At 71.1% G+C, this 17,279-nt stretch carries 16 protein-coding genes, 1 other RNA gene and 1 pseudogene; 10 read left to right on the top strand and 8 right to left on the bottom strand.

Translation table 11 applies throughout. The features are described 5' to 3' along the window. Positions 1-525, bottom strand: a pseudogene (locus UK12_RS24795) (class IV lanthionine synthetase LanL); the annotation flags it as partial. Between the two features lie 571 nt (positions 526-1,096). On the opposite strand from UK12_RS24795, the gene UK12_RS24800 reads away from it, so the two are divergent. The 3 genes from UK12_RS24800 (at position 1,097) to UK12_RS24810 (ending at position 4,120) form a co-directional block, all read left to right on the top strand. After that, positions 1,097-1,960 (top strand): Nif3-like dinuclear metal center hexameric protein, encoded by an 864-nt coding sequence (locus UK12_RS24800; protein ID WP_045305353.1) that lies wholly within the window; start codon positions 1,097-1,099, stop codon positions 1,958-1,960. An 87-nt stretch (positions 1,961-2,047) separates the two neighbouring features. Beyond that, a complete protein-coding gene (locus UK12_RS24805; protein WP_045305354.1) occupies positions 2,048-2,791 on the top strand; it encodes a zinc ribbon domain-containing protein in 744 nt (247 codons plus the stop codon). 174 nt (positions 2,792-2,965) lie between these two features. After that, complete coding sequence (locus UK12_RS24810) at positions 2,966-4,120, top strand: bifunctional RNase H/acid phosphatase (RefSeq protein WP_045305368.1); 1,155 nt, start codon at positions 2,966-2,968, stop codon at positions 4,118-4,120. 380 nt (positions 4,121-4,500) lie between these two features. Here UK12_RS24810 and UK12_RS24815 read toward each other — a convergent pair whose 3' ends face one another. After that, on the bottom strand, positions 4,501-5,256 hold the full coding sequence (locus tag UK12_RS24815) for a GbsR/MarR family transcriptional regulator (protein ID WP_045305355.1): 756 nt from the start codon (positions 5,254-5,256) through the stop codon (positions 4,501-4,503). Between the two features lie 218 nt (positions 5,257-5,474). Here UK12_RS24815 and UK12_RS24820 point away from each other — a divergent pair, with 218 nt between their 5' ends. After that, positions 5,475-6,137, top strand: coding sequence for a DUF4097 family beta strand repeat-containing protein (locus UK12_RS24820; protein ID WP_045305356.1), 663 nt, complete (start codon positions 5,475-5,477; stop codon positions 6,135-6,137). Between the two features lie 40 nt (positions 6,138-6,177). Further along, complete coding sequence (locus tag UK12_RS24825) at positions 6,178-6,996, top strand: alpha/beta fold hydrolase (protein WP_045305357.1); 819 nt, start codon at positions 6,178-6,180, stop codon at positions 6,994-6,996. A gap of 203 nt (positions 6,997-7,199) precedes the next feature. On the opposite strand, the gene yaaA is transcribed toward UK12_RS24825, so the two are convergent. Next, positions 7,200-8,000 (bottom strand): peroxide stress protein YaaA, encoded by an 801-nt coding sequence (yaaA, locus tag UK12_RS24830; RefSeq protein ID WP_045305358.1) that lies wholly within the window; start codon positions 7,998-8,000, stop codon positions 7,200-7,202. A 44-nt stretch (positions 8,001-8,044) separates the two neighbouring features. Next, positions 8,045-8,629, bottom strand: a complete 585-nt coding sequence (locus UK12_RS40015) for a DUF3995 domain-containing protein (protein ID WP_156178912.1) — start codon at positions 8,627-8,629, stop codon at positions 8,045-8,047. Between the two features lie 94 nt (positions 8,630-8,723). On the opposite strand from UK12_RS40015, the gene UK12_RS24840 reads away from it, so the two are divergent. From UK12_RS24840 to rnpB, 3 genes are all read left to right on the top strand, one after another. Then, positions 8,724-10,172: an RNB domain-containing ribonuclease gene (locus tag UK12_RS24840; protein WP_045305360.1), complete on the top strand. Its 1,449-nt coding sequence runs from the start codon at positions 8,724-8,726 to the stop codon at positions 10,170-10,172. 155 nt (positions 10,173-10,327) lie between these two features. After that, positions 10,328-11,797, top strand: a complete 1,470-nt coding sequence (locus UK12_RS24845) for a DHA2 family efflux MFS transporter permease subunit (protein WP_231591372.1) — start codon at positions 10,328-10,330, stop codon at positions 11,795-11,797. Positions 11,798-11,876: 79 nt separating this feature from the next. Further along, an RNA gene (rnpB, locus tag UK12_RS36910) (RNase P RNA component class A) lies at positions 11,877-12,278 on the top strand. Between the two features lie 289 nt (positions 12,279-12,567). On the opposite strand, the gene UK12_RS24850 is transcribed toward rnpB, so the two are convergent. After that, positions 12,568-12,906 carry a hypothetical protein gene (locus UK12_RS24850; RefSeq protein WP_231591373.1) on the bottom strand — a complete coding sequence of 113 codons (339 nt, stop codon included), beginning with the start codon at positions 12,904-12,906 and terminating at the stop codon, positions 12,568-12,570. Between the two features lie 89 nt (positions 12,907-12,995). On the opposite strand from UK12_RS24850, the gene UK12_RS24855 reads away from it, so the two are divergent. Both UK12_RS24855 and UK12_RS24860 read left to right on the top strand, forming a co-directional pair. Further along, positions 12,996-13,355, top strand: a complete 360-nt coding sequence (locus UK12_RS24855) for a hypothetical protein (protein WP_045305361.1) — start codon at positions 12,996-12,998, stop codon at positions 13,353-13,355. Positions 13,356-13,357: 2 nt separating this feature from the next. Further along, positions 13,358-14,197, top strand: coding sequence for an ATP-grasp domain-containing protein (locus UK12_RS24860; protein WP_045305362.1), 840 nt, complete (start codon positions 13,358-13,360; stop codon positions 14,195-14,197). An 86-nt stretch (positions 14,198-14,283) separates the two neighbouring features. On the opposite strand, the gene UK12_RS37345 is transcribed toward UK12_RS24860, so the two are convergent. The 3 genes from UK12_RS37345 to UK12_RS24875 form a co-directional block, all read right to left on the bottom strand. Further along, positions 14,284-14,850, bottom strand: a complete 567-nt coding sequence (locus tag UK12_RS37345) for a Fic family protein (RefSeq protein WP_063838314.1) — start codon at positions 14,848-14,850, stop codon at positions 14,284-14,286. After that, positions 14,843-15,562, bottom strand: coding sequence for a hypothetical protein (locus tag UK12_RS37350; RefSeq protein ID WP_045305371.1), 720 nt, complete (start codon positions 15,560-15,562; stop codon positions 14,843-14,845). Before UK12_RS37350 ends, UK12_RS37345 begins: the two co-directional genes overlap by 8 nt. Before the next feature lie 61 nt (positions 15,563-15,623). Beyond that, on the bottom strand, positions 15,624-16,958 hold the full coding sequence (locus tag UK12_RS24875) for an ADP-ribosylglycohydrolase family protein (RefSeq protein WP_063838316.1): 1,335 nt from the start codon (positions 16,956-16,958) through the stop codon (positions 15,624-15,626). Between the last annotated feature and the right edge of the window lie 321 nt (positions 16,959-17,279).

Below are 17,279 nucleotides of genomic sequence, written 5' to 3' on the forward strand. Positions count from 1 at the left end.
GGCGAAGACCCCGTAGCGGTAGTGCACCCGGCTGCCGGGTGCGTACGGCCGGTCGGAGAGGACGGCCGGCCCCGGCAGGCCCCCGGTCGCGCGGTGCAGCTCCTCGGCGATCCGCCGGAACTGCCGCTCGTCGGCCGGGTAGACGGTGATGAACTTCCCGGCGGAACCGCGTTCGCTGTTCCGGGAGTTGATCTCGTGGAGCTTCTCCCGGTCGGCGGCGAACTTGAAGGCGCAAGGGTCCTCGGCGATGACCGAGGCCACGGCGGAGAGCACCTCGGCGGCCGCCTCGGAGGCCGCGCTGACGTGGATCTTCCAGCCCTGCGCCGGTAACGCGGTGCCGGACCCGGTCGGCCGGGCCGTGCACCAGAAGCCCTCGACTGTGACTCCCCAGTCACCCTCGCCTCCCCGGCTTCCGCCGCCGGCCACGGCCGCCCGCGCCATCTCCGGCCACGTGCCGACCGCACCCGGCCCGTCGCCGACCGACCCCGGCCCCCCAGCCGAACGCAGCGGTGTGCCCGCCCCCATCTGCTTCACACCCCTTCTCTGCGCTGCCGACGGCGCCCGCCGCAGCGGGGACCATCGGTGTGGTCGGTTTCTCGGAAGTACGGGCAGCTGCCCCGGCCGCGTCCGCCGTGGCTGTGCCCCGACGGCCCGACGGTCCCGCCGACCGGCAGCGCCGGTCGTCCGATCGGCGGAGCTGGTGGGCGGAACGCGGTGGCCCGGACTCTCGGCGGAGCGCCCTTCTCGACCCCCCAGGTCGAGGCAACTCCCGTTCGCACCACTGAAGTTACTTTCGGGATGGGTGTGGCTCAACGCCAGCGAGGTCACTTCACTCTTAAGGGTGATCTCGATTCGTTTTCGAATGCGCGCGGCCCGCAGGGTGTGACCAGAGCGGACGCGGAAGTTCTGCCTCCGTACGCCGTTTCGGTCGCTGTCGAGCGCCCCCGCGCGCCGGTTGACGGGCAGCTGTGCGGCAGGTCGACGGGCGGTTGACGGGCGTTTCACGGGAGGTTGACGGGCTGCTTCGCGCACGTCGCAGGCCGCTGCCGTCCCCGCCGGGGCTCTGGGCGCGCTCCGCGCGCGGTAGTCTCGACAGGTGCCGAAACTGTCCGACGTCATCAGTGCCCTCGAAGAACTGTACCCGCCGCAGTGGGCGGAATCCTGGGATGCCGTCGGGCTGGTCTGCGGTGATCCCGAGGCCGAGGTCGGCCGTGTCCTGTTCGCCGTGGACCCGGTCCAGGCGGTGGTCGACGAGGCCGTCGAGTGGGGCGCCGACCTGGTGGTCACCCACCACCCCCTCTATCTGCGCGGCACCACCAGCGTCGCCGCGACGGGTTTCAAGGGCCGGGTGGTGCACACCCTGATCCGCTCCGGGATCGCGCTGCACGTCGCGCACACCAACGCCGACCATGCCGACCCGGGTGTCTCCGACGCCCTCGCGGAGGCGGTGGGCCTGCGCGTGCTCGGTCCGCTGATCCCGGACCCCACCGACCCGGCGGGCCGCCGGGGCACCGGCCGGATCGGCGTCCTGGAGCCACCGCTCACCCTCTCCGCCTTCGCCGCCCGGGTGGCGGCCGGGCTGCCGGCCACCGCCGCCGGCGTCCGGGTGGCCGGGGACGTCGACCGGACGATCACCCGGGTCGCCGTCTGCGGCGGCTCAGGGGACAGCTTCTTCGCCGAGGTCAGGGCCGCCGGAGTCGATGCGTACGTCACCGCCGACCTGCGCCACCACCCGGCCTCCGAGGCCACCGAGGCGGCCCCGGTCGCGCTGGTGGACGCCGCGCACTGGGCCACCGAGTGGCCCTGGCTGAAGCTCGCCGAACGCGGACTGACCGCGGCGGCCGAGAAGCACGGCTGGCCGCTGGAGACCAAGGTCTCCCACCTGGTCACCGACCCGTGGACCGCCCACGCCCCGATGACGCCGGTGGCACCCGCCGCTGCCCCGACCGGGCCTGCGTGACAGCAGCGCGCCCCGGCCGACCTCGCGCAGCACGCCTGCGCACCCCGAACCCGACCTGAACCTGACCGATTCACAGGAGCTCTTCGCTTGAACGCCGCGCCCGCCGACCAGATCCGCCTGCTCGACCTGCAGGCCATCGACTCCCGCCTCGACCAGCTGGCCCACCGGCGCCGCAGCCTGCCCGAGCACGCCGAGATCGAGACGGTCAACGCCGACCACACCGCCCTCAAGGACCTGGTCGTCGCCGCCCAGGCCCAGCTGGGTGACACCACCCGTGAGCTGACCAAGGCCGAGCAGGACGTCGACCAGGTCCGCACCCGCGCCGCCCGCAACCAGCAGCGGCTCGACTCCGGCGCCGTCGGCTCGCCGAGGGACCTGGAGAACCTCCAGCACGAGATCGGCTCGCTGGCCAAGCGCCAGTCCGACCTGGAGGACGTCGTCCTCGAGGTCATGGAGCGCATGGAGTCCTCGCAGACCCGGGTCACCGAGCTGACGGCCCGCCTGGACCACTCCACCGTCGTCCTCAAGGAGGCCGAGCAGCGCCGCGACGCGGCCTTCGCCGAGATCGACACCGAGGCCGAGAAGGTCAAGCGCGACCGCGAGGCCGTCGCCGCGGTCATCCCGGCCGACCTGCTCAAGCTCTACACCCGCCTGCGCGAGCAGCAGGGCGGCGTCGGCGCGGCCCGGCTGTACCAGCGCCGCTGCGAGGGCTGCCGGGTGGAGTTCTCCACCGCGGACCTGGCCGCCATCAAGCGCGAGCCCAAGGACGAGGTCGTCCGCTGCGAGAACTGCTCGCGCATCCTGGTCCGTACGGCAGATTCGGGCGTCTGAGTCCGTACGGTCCCGGCGGGTCGTACGGTACGTGTGCGTGCGTACTCGTACGGGGCCCCGTGCGAGCATCGGCGTGTGCGAGCGTGTCCGGGCGTGGGTGAGCGCCTGCGAGTTGGTCCGAGTGGATGATCCGGTCGGCCGGTGGCCGGCCGGGTGACGGAGGGTGAGCGGTCGATGGCAGGGCGAAGGTTCATCGTCGAGGCGGACGGCGGTTCCCGGGGGAACCCGGGGCCGGCCGGCTACGGCGCGGTGGTCCGCGACGGCGACACCGGTCATATCATCGCCGAGGCCGCCGAGTTCATCGGGCACGCCACCAACAACGTGGCCGAGTACAAGGGGCTGATCGCCGGACTGCGTTCGGCGCACGAGCTGGACCCGGACGCCGCCGTCGACGTCCGGATGGACTCCAAGCTGGTGGTCGAGCAGATGTCGGGGCGCTGGAAGATCAAGCACCCCGACATGCAGCCGCTCGCCGCCGAGGCGCGTACCGTCTTCCCGCGCTCCCAGGTCAGCTACACCTGGATCCCGCGCGAGAAGAACAAGGACGCGGACCGGCTGGCCAACGAGGCGATGGACGCGGGCAAGGCCGGGCGCCAGTGGGAGCCCAAGCCCAAGGACCGTCCAGTGGTCCCCGCCGTTCCGGCCGAGGAGGAGCTGCCGGCGCCGGCCGCGCCCAAGGCGGGCTGGGCGCTCCCGGCCGACCTCGGTACGCCCACCACGTTCGTGCTGCTCCGGCACGGGGAGACCGCCCTGACCCCGGAGAAGCGTTTCTCCGGGAGCGGCGGCAGTGACCCGGAACTCTCCGACCGGGGCCAGTGGCAGGCGGCGCGGGCCGCCGAGTCGCTCGCCGCGCGCGGCACGATCCAGGCCGTGGTCAGCTCCCCGATGCGGCGCACCCGGCAGACCGCCGAGGCGGTGGCCACCCGCCTGGGTCTGGAGGTCCGGATCGAGGAGGGGCTGCGGGAGCTGGACTTCGGTGACTGGGAGGGCCTCACCTTCGCCGAGGTGCAGGAACGCTACCCGGATGACCTCGCCGCCTGGCTCGGTTCGGCCAAGGCCAAGCCGACCGGCAGCACCGAGAGCTTCGCCACCCTCAGCCACCGGATCGGCGTCGCCCGCGACAAGATCCTCGCCCGGTACTCGGGCAAGACGGTACTGGTCGTCTCGCACGTCAGCCCGATCAAGACCCTGGTGCGACTGGCACTCGGCGCACCGCCGGACTCGATGTACCGGATGGAGCTGTCGGCGGCCTCGTTCTGCGCCGTGCAGTACTACTCGGACGGAAACGCCTCGCTGCGGCTGCTCAACGACACGAGCCACATGCGCTGACCGGCGTCAGACGCCAGCTGGCAGCGACCAGCAGGCAGACTTCGCTGTTCCGGAGCACAGCGAAGTCGGCGTGGGCCTGGTCGACGGCTTCGGGATACGCCTCGCGTCTGGCGTGCTCAGCGAGTGCCTGATAGATGCTCGCCACGGACGGGTTCTGGCCCTTGTGCTTGCCGGTGGGGAGCATCCCGCCGTCACTCCCTGAACGCCGGCCGCCACAAAGGCGACTGCGGCCGCTTCGGCTGGCGGAGGTCGAGGCCGGCCTGCGTCCGCTGCGCAACCCCGACGCGCCCCGAGGGCCGCCGCGGTGTGGTTGAAGGTGTACCAGCGGTTGGGCATTTCCTGAAGGCGGCCGACGTCCCGGCGGTGGTCGCCGAGGCTGTCTATCCGCGATCCGGCCCTGGCTTGGCGGTGCCGTCCGAGGGCGTGTCGGGTCTGGCGTGGAGGATCTCGCGGGCCTGTTCCGCGGCGCGGGTGATGCTCTCGCCGATGAAGTCGACGAAGCGGGCGACGTTCTCCAGGCGGGCGGCGGCCGGGGTGTGGCGGCCGAGGACGGCGACGCCCTGCCGTGCGGTCTCGGCGAGTTGGGTGTTCGCTCGGGCGCTGGCCAGTGTCGCCTGGTACCAGACGTCGCCGTCGGCGACGTAGCGCTCCCGGCGGCGCTCGTCGCGTTCCCGGCGCACGAGGCCCTGGCTTTCGAGGAACGCGATCGCCTTGGAGACGGACGCCGGGCTGACCTGGAGGTGCTGGGCGAGTTCGGACGCGGTGAGGCTGCCCGCGTCGGTGATGAAGAAGCAGGTCAGCACCCGGGCCATCATCTTGGGCAGGCCCGATTGCATGAGGAGGGTGGTGAACGTCTCCTCGTACTCGCGCATCGCCTCGGGGTCGCGTCCATGGGCCTGTGCGGGGGCGTGGGGCCCCGGGGGTGCGGTCTGCCGACGCCGGTGGGTGCGGCGTTCGGTGGCACGGTGGGCCAGGTCGGCGCGGTAGGCGGTGGGGCCGCCGTTGCGCATCACCTCACGCGTGACCGTCGAGGTGGGACGGCCGAGACGCCTGGCGATCTCCGCGTAGGCGAGGCCGTCGGCCAACCCCAGCGCGATCTGCCGGCGTTCCTGCTGGGTGAGCCTGCCCCCCGGCATCGCGATCTCCTTCGTTCCCTGGTGGCTCCAGTGTAGCGTTCACTCCTCATCCAATGCAACGAATCGGATAGCTGACGTTGCGTTACCTTCGTATCGTTGCAACGATATTTGGGCTCTCACCTGCATTAATGTCATCTATAAGCAACGAACTTGTTGCGTGATTCTTGAATGCTACGTAGCGTTTCCAAAGTCAGAAACAAGTGCAGGAGGAGAGCGTCATGCAGAAGTTCGACACCCCCACCCCGATCTCCGCCATCCTGGACATCGCTGCGGGACGCATCCAGTTCATCGCCGCCGACCGGGCCGACACCACCGTCGAGGTCCTGCCCGCGAACGCCACGAAGAGCCGCGACGTGAAGGCGGCGGAGCAGACCACGGTCGAATACGGCGACGGCGTCCTGCGGATCGAGACCTCGACGTCGGACCACCAGATCCTCGGCTCCTCCGGATCCATCGAGGTGACCGTCAAGCTGCCCGCCGGCTCCCGCATCGAGGCGAAGGCGGCCGGCGCCGAATTCCGGGCCGTCGGACGGTTCGGCGACGTCGCCTTCGAAGGTGCGTACCACCAGATCAAGATCGACGAGGCCGCGAGCGTCCGCCTCACTGCGATCGACGGCGACGTCGAGGTCGGCCGGCTCAACGGCCCTGCGGAGATCAGCACCGCAAGGGGCAACATCCGGATCGCCGAGGCCGTGCGCGGCACGGTCGTGCTCCGCACCCAGTCCGGCGACATTTCGGTCGCCGCCGGCGTCTCGGCCGCCCTGGACGCCGGCACCGGCTACGGCCGGATCCACAACTCGCTCAGGAACACCGAGGGCGCCGCCGACCTGAACATCCACGCGACCACCGCCCACGGCGACATCACCGCCCGCAGCCTCTGACCCGCGGCCTCTGACCCGCAGCCTCCGAAGGAGCTCCAGCATGACGAAGAACAGCACCTCCTCGACCAGTTCGACGTGGACCGGCATGGTGCCGGTCGACGATACGGCCCTGGCCGTCACCGACACCGGCGGTCCCGGTATCCCCGTGGTCTACCTCAATGGCCAGTTCGCCACTCAGGGGTACTGGCGCCAGGTCATCGCCGAACTGGGGACGGGGTGGCGGCACATCACCTACGACGAGCGGGCGCGCGGCAAGAAATCGAAGCGTTCCGCGGACTACTCCTTCGAGGCCGCCGTCCGGGATGTCGATGCCGTTCTCGCGGCCAGGGGCGTGGACCGGGCGCTGCTGGTGGGCTGGTCCTACGGGGCAGTCGTCGGGGCGCACTGGGCCAGCCGGAATCCGGACCGTACCCTGGGCGCGGTCATGGTCGACGGCGCATACCCGTACGACTGGCAGGACGAGGCCATGGAGCAGCGGATCCGGAAGATGTTCCGGCGGATGAACTTGTTCATGCCGCTGCTGCGCCCGACGGGCCTGACCCCGCGGATGACCGCTGAACAGATGGCGAACAGCAACATCGAGCTCGGCGAGCTCTCCCGCGAGCGCGAACTGGGCCCCGTGCTGGACGACATCACCGTCCCGACGCGGTACGTGGTCGCTTCGGGGACGTCCCTCGGAAGCCGCGGTGATGAGCAGGAACGGCTACGCACCAGCCTCGATGCGGTGACCGCACGCAACCCGAACATCAAAATCAGCGCGAAGGTCGCCAGCAACCACGGTGCGATCCTCAAGAAGGACTTCCGCGCCATCGCCGAGGCCGGGCGCGAGGTCGCCGCCCGCGACCGCGGGGAGCACTGAAGTCACGACCGGCGGACTGACGACAACTCCACGTCCTCGCCACCATCGTCGAACTCCATCACCGGCCCGACCGTCTGCGCTACAGGCGCAATGTTCCTCAAGGCCGTTGACGGACAGTGGCCGACTGATGACAGATTTCAAATTCTGTCATCAGTCATCCGTCAGTCACTGTCCGTCATCCGTTACCGCGCCCCGGGAACCGCTCAGTGCACGTCCGTCACCACGACGTCCAACTGCCAGGGCTTCCGCGCCGACCCCTGGAGCGATACCTCCACCCGGTAGCCGAGCCCGAGCAGCGCATCCACCAGTTCGCCCGGCGAGCCCGGCTCGGCCTCCGCGTTCAGCAGGTCCTTGACCAGCCGCCCCTTGGTGGCCTTGTTGAAGTGGCTCACCACCGAGCGCTTCAGCACCCCGTCCACCTCGCGCTCCTGCAGCACCCGCATGGTGGCCGTCCGCGCAGCCAGCTCCCCGGCCGGCTTCCACGCCGCCGCGTACGCGGAACTGCGCAGGTCCAGGACCAGCCCGTCCCCGGCGGCGCTCGGCAGTACCGACGCCATCTCGCGCCGCCAGTACGCCCCGAGCGCCCCCAGCGACGGCAGCTTCACGCCCATCGAGCAGCGGTACGGCGGGATCCGGTCACCGATCCGCAGCGCGCCCCACAGGCCCGAGAACACCAGCAGCGAACGCTCCGCCCGCCGGTACGCGGCCTCGTCCATTTTGGCCAGCCCGAGCGCGTCGAACAGAACTCCCGTGTACACCTCGCCCGCCGGGAGCGCACCCGCCGTCCGCAGCTCGGCGTTGCGGGCAACCTCGCCGCGCAGCCCCTTGCTCAGGCCGAGCACCTCCTGCGCCGTGTCCGCGTCGCCCGAGCAGAGTTCGACCAGCGCGTTCAGTACGGTCTCGCGGGCCGCCGACAGACCGGGCAGCGAGAGTTCGTCCAGTGCCAGCGGTACCCCGGCCCCGGAAGCGGCCTTTCCCTCCGACGGCGGCAACAGGACCAGCACAGCGGACTCCTTCAACACTCTGTTGGCAGCGAACCCCGTCAACCTTACGCACCCCGGGCGGCCACCAGAGCTGCGCCCGTCCCCAGCGCCAGGCAGAGCGGGGAGTAGTAGCGCCGGTCCAGCCGCAGGAACCGCTCGGTCCGGGCGATCCGCCGACCCGGACCCGCCGGGCCGAAGAGCAGCAGCCCGCCGACACCACGCGCCAGCAGCACTCCCGAGACCGCCCCCGCCCCCGCCGTCCGCAGCAGCCGGGGCCCGACCGCGGGCAGCACCCCGGCGCGGGCGCCCACCAGGTACGAGGCCGCACCCAGTGCCACCGCCACCTCCGCACACATCGCGGGCGTCGGCAGCCGCTCCACCCCGACACCGACCACGGTGTCGGCGAACTCCGCCGGGCTGCCCAGTGGCCACGGAGTCCGCATCCACACCGCGTGCAGCACCCCGATCGCGCCGAGTGCCCCGGCCACCACCGCGCCCGTCCGCCGTACTCCGTCCGACACCCGGTCCGACCCCGCGTCCGCCTGCCCCGGCAGGCCCGTCCGCGACACCCCGTCAGGTGCCGCACCCGCCCGCCGTACCCCGCCCGCCGCCGAACCCGGCGCCGCAGCTTCGCTCGTACCTGCGTTCACGCCCAACCCCCGTTCCGCCGAACCTTGTTCGCCACGCCCACCCTACGGCCCAGCACAGCGGGCCACCCCGGCGCACCCGCCGTACGCTGCGACCATGCCGCGCCCACAGCTCACCGTCAGAGCCGCAGCCTCCGCCCGGATCAACACCGAGCTCGCCGAGTTGCGGGCCGGTCTGCACCTGCCCACCGTCTGGTCCGCCGAGGTCATCGCCGAGGCCGAACGGGCCGCGGCCCTTCCTCGGCTGCCCGAGTTCGACGCCACCGACCTCGACCTGTTCACCCTCGACCCGCCCGGCTCCCGCGACCTGGACCAGGCCATGCACCTGGCCCGACGCGGTTCCGGCTACCGGGTGCACTACGCGATCGCCGACGTCGCCGCCTTCGTCTGCCCCGGCGGCGCCATCGACACCGAGGCCCACCAGCGGATCCAGACCCTCTACTTCCCGGACCTGCGGGTGCCGCTCCACCCGCTCCGGCTCTCCGAGGGCGCCGCCAGCCTGCTCCCCGGCGAACTGCGCCCGGCGCTGCTCTGGCAGCTCGACCTGGACTCCGACGGTGCCGCGCTGCTCGCCGACGTGCGTCGGGCCAGGGTCCGCTCGCGCCGCCGACTCGACTACGAGACCGTCCAGCGCGAGCTCGACGCCGGTACCGCCGACGAGCAGCTACGACTCCTCGCCGAGATCGGCCGGCTGCGCGAGGCCCAGGAGGAGGCGCGCGGTGGCGTCAGCCTGCCCATCCCGGAACAGCAGGCCGTGGCGGCCGACGGCGGCTACCGGATCGACTACCGCGCCCCGCGCCCCGCCGACGGCTGGAACGCCCAGATCTCCCTGCTCACCGGCATGGCCGCCGCCGAGCTCATGCTGGACGCAGGCGTCGGCCTGCTCCGCACGCTCCCCGGTGCGCCCGAGTCCGCGTACGCCCGGCTGTGCCGGATCGCCCACGCGCTGAACGTGAAGTGGCCCGTCGACACCGGCTACCCCGAGCTGATCCGCTCGCTCGACCCCAGGCGCGCCAACGATGCCGCCTTCCTCAACGAGTGCGCCGGCCTGCTGCGCGGCGCCGGGTACCACGCCTTCGACACCGCCCGTGGCGTCCCGCCCCCGGCCGACCCGGTCCACGCCGCGCTCGCCGCGCCGTACGCGCACTGCACCGCGCCACTGCACCGCCTCGCGGACCGGTACGTCCTGGAGGTCTGCGTGGCGATCGCCGGAGGCGCCGACGTCCCCGGGTGGGTTCAGGAGGCGCTGCCGAGGGTACCGGCGCTGATGGAGAGCGGTGACCGGCGGGCCCACGAGGCGGAGCGGGCCTGTGTGGACCTCATCGAGGCGGAGCTGCTGCGCGGGCGCGAGGGCGAGGACTTCGACGCCGTGGTGATCGAGGTCGACGAGCGGAAGCCGGTCAACGGCACGGTCCAGCTGTGTGGACCGGCCGTGGTCGCCCGGTGCGACGGGACCTCTCGGCAGCTGCCGCTCGGCGAGCGCATCCGCGTCCGGCTGACCAAGGCCGACCCGGCCACCCGCACGGTCCGCTTCGCTCCGGCGTGAGCGTCCGCCGCATGACCGCCTGCCGCGCGGCCGGCCGCCGGGCGCCGTCGGTCGGCGGTTCTCGTGCGGTGACCTGACCCTTCCGTCGCCAGCGCTATATACCTATACCTACACCTGCACCTACACCGCCACCGACCCGTTGGGATGATCAACAGGTGAGCACATCAATCCTCACATCGACTCCGACGACGCGCGGCCGTCGACTGCTCGTGCTCGCGATCTGCTGCTTCAGTCTGTTCATCGTCGGCCTGGACAACACGGTCGTGAACATCGCGCTGCCGTCGATCCAGCACGAAATGGGCTCGGCGGCCTCCGGACTTCAGTGGATCATCGACGCCTACACCCTGGTGCTCGCGGCCCTGCTGATCCTCTCCGGGTCGGTGGCCGACCGGGTCGGGCGGCGGCGGGTGTTCCTGATCGGGCTGGTCGTCTTCGTCCTCGGCTCGCTGCTCTGCAGCCTCGCTCCAGGTCTGGGCTGGCTGATCGCCTTCCGCGCCGTGCAGGCGGTCGGCGGCTCCATGCTGAACCCCGTGGCGATGTCGATCATCACCAACACCTTCACCGACCGCCGTGAACGCGCCCAGGCCATCGGCGTCTGGGGTGGCGTGGTCGGGATCAGCATGGCGCTCGGCCCGCTGATCGGCGGTTTCCTGGTGGAGGCCGCGGGGTGGCCGTCGATCTTCCTGATCAACGTTCCGGTCGGACTGGTCGCCTGGGTCCTGACCTACCGCTACGTCCCCGAGTCCCGGTCGCCCAGACCCCGGCGGCTGGACCCGATCGGACAGGTCCTGATGGTGGTGCTGCTCGGGGCCGGCACCGCCGCGATCATCGAGGGCCCCGGCCACGGCTGGACCTCCCCGCTGATCCTGTCCCTCGCCACCGTCGCCTTCGCGGCCCTGCTGGTCCTGCCCTGGTGGGAACTGCGCACCGCCGAGCCGCTGATCGACCTGCGCTTCTTCCGCAGCGTCCCGTTCACCGGCGCCACCGTCACCGCCGTCTGCGCCTTCGCCGCGCTCGGCGGCTTCCTCTTCCTCAACACCCTCTACCTGCAGAACGTCCGCCACTACGACCCCTTCGAGGCCGGGCTCTGGACGCTGCCGATGGCCGGAATGATGGTGGTCTTCGCGCCGGTCTCCGGGCGCATCGTGGGACGGCACGGTCCGCGTGTCCCCCTGCTCGTCGCGGGCGTGGCGCTGGCGGCGAGCGGCGTCCTGCTCACCCGGCTCGCCGACGACTCGCCGGCCGCGCTGCTGTTGATCTCGTACGCGCTGTTCGGGATCGGCTTCGGCCTGGTCAACGCGCCGATCACGAACGCGGCGGTCTCCGGCATGCCCGTCGCGCAGGCGGGCGTCGCGGCCGCCATCGCCTCGACCAGCCGCCAGATCGGGCAGTCGCTCGGCGTCGCCGTGATCGGCACGGTCGTCGCCGCCTCGGCCACGTTCGGCCCGTCGGCCGGCCCCGCGTTCACCGAGGCCAGCCACACCGGCTGGTGGATCGTGGCGGGCCTGGGCGTGGCCATCCTGCTCCTCGGCGCACTGACCACCACCGCCTGGGCCACCCGTACCGCAGCCGGGGTCGCCGTCCGCCTCACCCCGGAGCACGGGCGGCAGACGGTCGCGCCCTGACCGCCCTCGGCGCGGACACCGGCGCCGGGCCAGGTACGGTCCGCCGTCGCCGACCGGCTACGATGACCAGTACGGCGGACGAGCCGGCCGGGCGGTCGCGACGGGTCCTCATGGGGCCCGCCGAGGAACGTCCGGGCTCCACAGAGCAGGGTGGTGGGTAACGCCCACCCGGGGTGACCCGCGGGACAGTGCCACAGAAAGCAGACCGCCTGCGGCTTCGGCCGCAGGTAAGGGTGAAACGGTGGTGTAAGAGACCACCAGCGACCGAGGTGACTCGGCCGGCTCGGTAAACCCCACTCGGAGCAAGGTCAAGATCGGTACCTTCGGGTGCCGTGCGCGGATGTTCGAGGGCTGCTCGCCCGAGTCCGCGGGTAGACCGCACGAGGCTGTCGGCAACGGCAGCCCTAGATGGATGGCCGCCTCCCCGGGCCGCGCAAGCACCCCGGGAGACAGAACCCGGCGTACAGGCCGGTCTCGTCCGCCGTACCAGGGGCTTTGCCCCTGGAAGGGCCTCTGACCTGCGTCGGAGGCCCTTTCCGATCTTTCGGGGGCTTGCCCTGTTAGGCGGCAAATCGTCCCTCGAAAGTCCCTCGGGCAGAGCTGAAAGTCCCTGAAAAGTCCCCGAGAATGATCTTGGTTGACTGTTGCTGGCCAGGCCCGATGCACCAGCATCTGGGCCGCCTCGCGGCCCCGGGCCGACGCCATTTGCCTCGACGGACGCCTGTTATGAGAGCGATACCTGGCAGTAGGTCAGCCATGGTCGTACACGGTCACGCCGAGGCCGCGTAGCGCACGGGGACGCCCTTGCTGCCGGTGCGTATCCCGTGTTGGCCGACCATGTTGGCGACCCATAGCAGTCGGTCGACTTGCACCACCTGTGCGGCTCCAAGGCCGAAGTCGTTGCCCGCCCGGTCACGGTGCCATCGCCGGTACGCCGTCTCGCGCTCGGGCCAGCGTCGGGGGACGGCCAGGACAAAGCCCTTGCGCCAGCCGCTCAGGTCGTTGCAGACATGCGCGATCACCTTCGGGCCCTTGCCCAGCGGGGTGGTCGCATCGCCCCGCACGTACTCGTTCCCCGTCGTTATGCCGCGCACCGTAGTGGGCGGCACTGGCAACGAGGCTGCGGATATCCACTCGTCCTCGGCTCGGGACGGCCACTACGGTGGGCAGTCGATCAGATGAACGAAGGAGAGCAACGATGCCCCAGGCGGAGACGGCGACGCTGTGGCGTCCGGCCGGCCCGGAGGAGCTCGCGCTGGTCGAAGCGTCGGGTTGGCGGGCCTGGCCGCCGCGCCTGCCCGAACAGCCCATCTTCTATCCAGTGCTCAACGAGGACTACGCGATCCGCATCGCGAGGGACTGGAACGTGCCCGCCTCCGGTGTCGGTTATGTGACTCGGTTCGAGGTCGACGCCGAGTTCCTGGCGCGTTACCCCGTTCGTCAAGCGGGTGGTGAGACGATCCTGGAGCTGTGGGTTCCGGCTGAGGAACTGGAGGAGTTCAACCAGCACATCATCGGCTCCATCGAGGTCGTCCACGAGTTCCGGTCACAGGTGTGAACGTGGACGCTGTACCGGTCCTCCTGACGTCGGCGCAGCTGACCAGCACGAGCCTGCTGCTCGCCGAAGCCGCCGCGCGGCGTGGCCTGGAGGTCGTGACGCTGGCCAGTCCGCTGCGCCTGGAGGCGCTGACGGGCCGACATGTGCACTGGTACGGGGGCCCGCTTCTGGCTGACCGGATCGCCAGTGGTCTGGACCTGGCGTTGCTGGAGCCCGCCGACGACTGGCTCGCCGGGCTGCCTGATGAGTTCACGGGTCGCCGCATCGAGTTGACCACGCTGTCGGAGGCATGGACCGCGCGTCGCCCCCTGTTTGCGAAGCCGCCCAGCGACAAGCAGTTCCCCGCAGCGGTCTATGCCGACGGCAGTCGACTTCCCCGTGAGGGCGACAGGATCGGTCCCAATACGTCGGTTCTGCTCTCCGAGGTGGTGACTTTCGCTGTCGAATACCGGTTGTTCGTGCTGGATGGGCAGGTTGTCACCGGCAGCCGCTACGCCCGTTACGGACGCTTGGACACCGCCAGGCTGGACGGGCACAGCGACGAGGCGGAGGTGCGTACTTTCGCGGAGAGGCTGCTGGGGGCGGAGCGTGATGCGCTGCCGAGTGCCGTGGTTGTCGATGTCGGCCTGGTCCAGGACCCGGACACCGGACGCGAGCAGTGGGCGGTCGTCGAAGCGAACATGCCATGGTTCGCGCACAGTTATGCCGCCGATCCTGACGCCGTCCTCGACGTCGTCCTGCGTGCGACTGGGCCACGCAGCGAGGTCGCCACGACTGACCAGCGGTTCCTGAGGGGACAGCCGGCGCTCACGACGGAGCTCGGGACAGGCCCGCCGGCCTGACCGACGCGTCGGTGGTTCCATGTGCGTGCCGTCGGTGCGCTGCGTTGATCAGCACCGTCACCAGGTTCGTCAGGGCCAGGGCGCCCTCAGGGTCGTCGGCGGGACGCTGGACGCACCGGATCGGACCGACCTGGTCGAGGGACCACCCCGGATCGGGCCAGGACGAAGATCAGTGCGAGGAAGGCCGAGCGCGCGTTGCCGTCCTCGAACGGGTGAAAGAAGCAGACGTCGAGGTAGGCGCGCGCGGCTCGGGCGGGCAGCGGTAGGTCGGGGTCCTCACTCTGTGCCAGGCAGGCGTCGAAACTCCGGGGGGTGTGCGTGTCGAGTCCGTAGCGCTCCCTGCCGGCTTTCGCGAAGGCAGGGCCCGCGCGAAACGGGGCGTGCGGGGTGTCCAGGACCAGGCGCTGCCAGCCGCCGAGCAGTGTGAAGTTCAGCGACTGCCCGGCGGCGGCATCGACGCGGACCTGGCCCAGGGCCGCGAGCAGCCGGTGGGCACGTGCCGGGTCGCGGGCGTGTTCGACGGTCCGGATGTAGTGGTCGGCCCCGTCGCGTAGGACGTGGAGCGGTCCGCCGCCTGACACGTCGGGGGTGCGCGCCTTCTGCCAGGGCACGGTCCGTCGTACCTCGCACCAGGTCTGCAGGTGGTCAGGCATGCGGAGCGTCCCCAACGGTGTCCGGCAGGGATGCGGCGAGGCGTTCGGCGACCTCCTCCACGACGGTGAGGGCGGGCTCGACCCAGCTGCCGAACTGTCCGCCGATGGCTTCCTTGACCAGCCCGCGGGCTTTCTCTGGGGGCACGTCCCAGCGGGTCAGGAACCACGTCAGGACCTGCTCGCAGAGGCTGTACCAGGCATCCCCGGCCGTGGTGCGGTCGACCACGTGGGTGACCAGATGCACCGTAGCCCGCTGCCAAGTGAGGTGCCGGTCCTCGGCGGGCAGCGCGTCCAGGGGGAAGCGGTCGAAGCGCTCCGCGAGGTCCTCCAGCCACTCGCGCCACTCGATGAGCGCCGCTGTCACCCGGCCCAAGGTCTCCTCGGGCGTCGTGATCGAGTGGCTGGGGCAGCACCAGCTCCCCACCGGGCCGCCACCGATGTCTCCCTCGTCGTGCGCCCAGCGCCACCCCAGGACCCAGCGGCCGTAGCGAGCGACCAGCGCACGGGTCATCGCCTCGGTCCAGGCCCTACCGGCCTCGTGGGCCCAGGCGATGACCTCGCTGTAGCCGCCGGCCCCCGAGGGGCGGACAAGAACATTGCTAGCTGGACCGAGCCCGGCGACCACCCTGGGAGCCGACCCGGCGTCGAAGGGATGCAGGCGCGGGTCGACCTCGTCCCAGGAGAGCACCCAAGGTGCCAGTTCGTAGACCACCACGGGAGCGTGCCACACCCTCCACGGGACGCTCCAACGGATTACCTGAGCCGTGCCCCGGTCAGCCGCCGAACCGCAGCCGCTGGTAGCGATCCCACTGCTCCTGAGCGGCGCCGGCGGCGAAGAAGCTGCGCAGCAGCACTTCCAGCATGGCGCTCTCGGCCTCGTCGCTGCCGCGCCGATAGCGGTCAGGGTCGGACTCCACCCAGGCCCGGACGGGGTGCCCGCCGTCGGCGGTGGGTTGCACGGTGACCTCGAAGACGCACGTGCCGGTCCAACTGCGGTGCAGGAAGAGTCGGCCGTCGTCCAGATAGGCGTTCCACTTCTCGTCCATGCTCGCGGCGCGCACGCCGTGCTGGACCCGTTGCCACTGCCCCGCAGTCCAGGTGAGGTCGGGGATGCCGATCGGTTCCGGGCGCTGCAGGGGATGCGCCTGGTGCAGGTCCTCGCGGCGGAGGTCGGAACCGAGCCGGTCGGCGTCCGCCCACTGTGGGAGCGGCTCGGCGGCGTCCCGCCAGGCGGTGGGGATGCCGTCGGTGCCGACACGGGCGGCGACGATGCCGCCGACGATCGCGCATGTGGTGTCCACATCCCCGCCTGCTGAGACGGTGGCCCACAAGGCGCTCTCGTAGTCATCCAGATGCCTGGCCGCGCACCACAGCGCGAAGGGCACCGTGTCCACCGCGCTGACCTGGCGCCCGTTGCCCAGCCGGTGGGCGGCCAGCTCCACATGCGGCTGGTCGAGCAGCTCCAGTGCTTCGGCCACTCCGTCGCGGACTTTCCCTGGTGGCGTCAACTCCACTACTGGTGAGAGGAATTCCTGCGCAGTCGGGTGCTGCCCCCGGCTGCGTGCGGCGCAGGCGGCGGCGACGGCTGTCGCGACGGCCCCGGCTGCGGCCTCGGGATGGGTGTGTGTCACCTCGGCCGACCGCGTGGCCTGCCACGCCGCCTCCTCCAGGTCCACGGCGAACCACGCCCCCAACGGGGCGACGCGCATGGCCGCGCCGTTTCCCCAGGAGCCCTGCCCCTCGAAGAGTCCGGCGGCGAGTTCGCGCCACGACCCGCCCTGGCGCACCAGCCGCAGCAGCCGGTTCATGGCCGGGCCGTAGCCGCGGTCGAAGTCGTGGCGCTGAGCGAAGGAATGGGCCAGCTCCCACTGGTCCACCATGCCGCGGTTGCGCAGGGCGGTGAATACCGAGCAGGCCATCTCGGTGTCGTCGGTCCACGGCCAGGGCGTGGGCGGCAGGCGGTGCTCGCGCAGGGTGGGCAGATTGTCGGGGACGAAGAACTGGGCGCCGAAGGCATCGCCGACGGCCAGACCCTGCAGCGAGTCACGTGCGGCGGCACGGTGGTTGAAAGGGACAGGTCCAGTGCTGGTTGCGGGGTGGTTGGTCATCACCAGGCATCCTGCCAACGAGGCGAGCCGGGGGCCAGCGGATTCCCCAGTAATCGTGTGCGGGGGATCGTCCTTGGCCCAAGCGCTGTGCGACGTCGGGCTGCCGGTGGGTTGGGACGGGTACGCCCGACCAGGTGATCAGGGCGCATCCGATGGACCGGTGCCGACGCCTACCTCAGTTGCCCGAGAGGTCCAACACCCCGCACTCGCTCCGTTGCCGCGCATGGAACGGTAGCGGGTCACGATCGCCCCCTGCCACGGTCCGTACGGAGGTCATGGTGGACTACACCCCTGACAATCCATCCCCTGACAGTCCGAGGA

It is taken from the genome of Saccharothrix sp. ST-888, assembly GCF_000955975.1.
Lineage (GTDB): Bacteria > Actinomycetota > Actinomycetes > Streptomycetales > Streptomycetaceae > Kitasatospora.

Excerpts from the sequence above, each read along its gene's own strand:
- UK12_RS24855 (WP_045305361.1), top strand. The coding sequence starts at position 12,996 with ATGCCCCAGGCGGAGACGGCGACGCTGTGGCGTCCGGCCGGCCCGGAG.
- UK12_RS24815 (WP_045305355.1), bottom strand. The coding sequence starts at position 5,256 with ATGCCGGGGGGCAGGCTCACCCAGCAGGAACGCCGGCAGATCGCGCTG.
- UK12_RS24820 (WP_045305356.1), top strand. The coding sequence starts at position 5,475 with ATGCAGAAGTTCGACACCCCCACCCCGATCTCCGCCATCCTGGACATC.
- UK12_RS24825 (WP_045305357.1), top strand. The coding sequence starts at position 6,178 with ATGACGAAGAACAGCACCTCCTCGACCAGTTCGACGTGGACCGGCATG.
- UK12_RS24810 (WP_045305368.1), top strand. The coding sequence starts at position 2,966 with ATGGCAGGGCGAAGGTTCATCGTCGAGGCGGACGGCGGTTCCCGGGGG.
- UK12_RS24875 (WP_063838316.1), bottom strand. The coding sequence starts at position 16,958 with ATGACCAACCACCCCGCAACCAGCACTGGACCTGTCCCTTTCAACCAC.
- UK12_RS37345 (WP_063838314.1), bottom strand. The coding sequence starts at position 14,850 with ATGCCTGACCACCTGCAGACCTGGTGCGAGGTACGACGGACCGTGCCC.
- UK12_RS24840 (WP_045305360.1), top strand. The coding sequence starts at position 8,724 with ATGCCGCGCCCACAGCTCACCGTCAGAGCCGCAGCCTCCGCCCGGATC.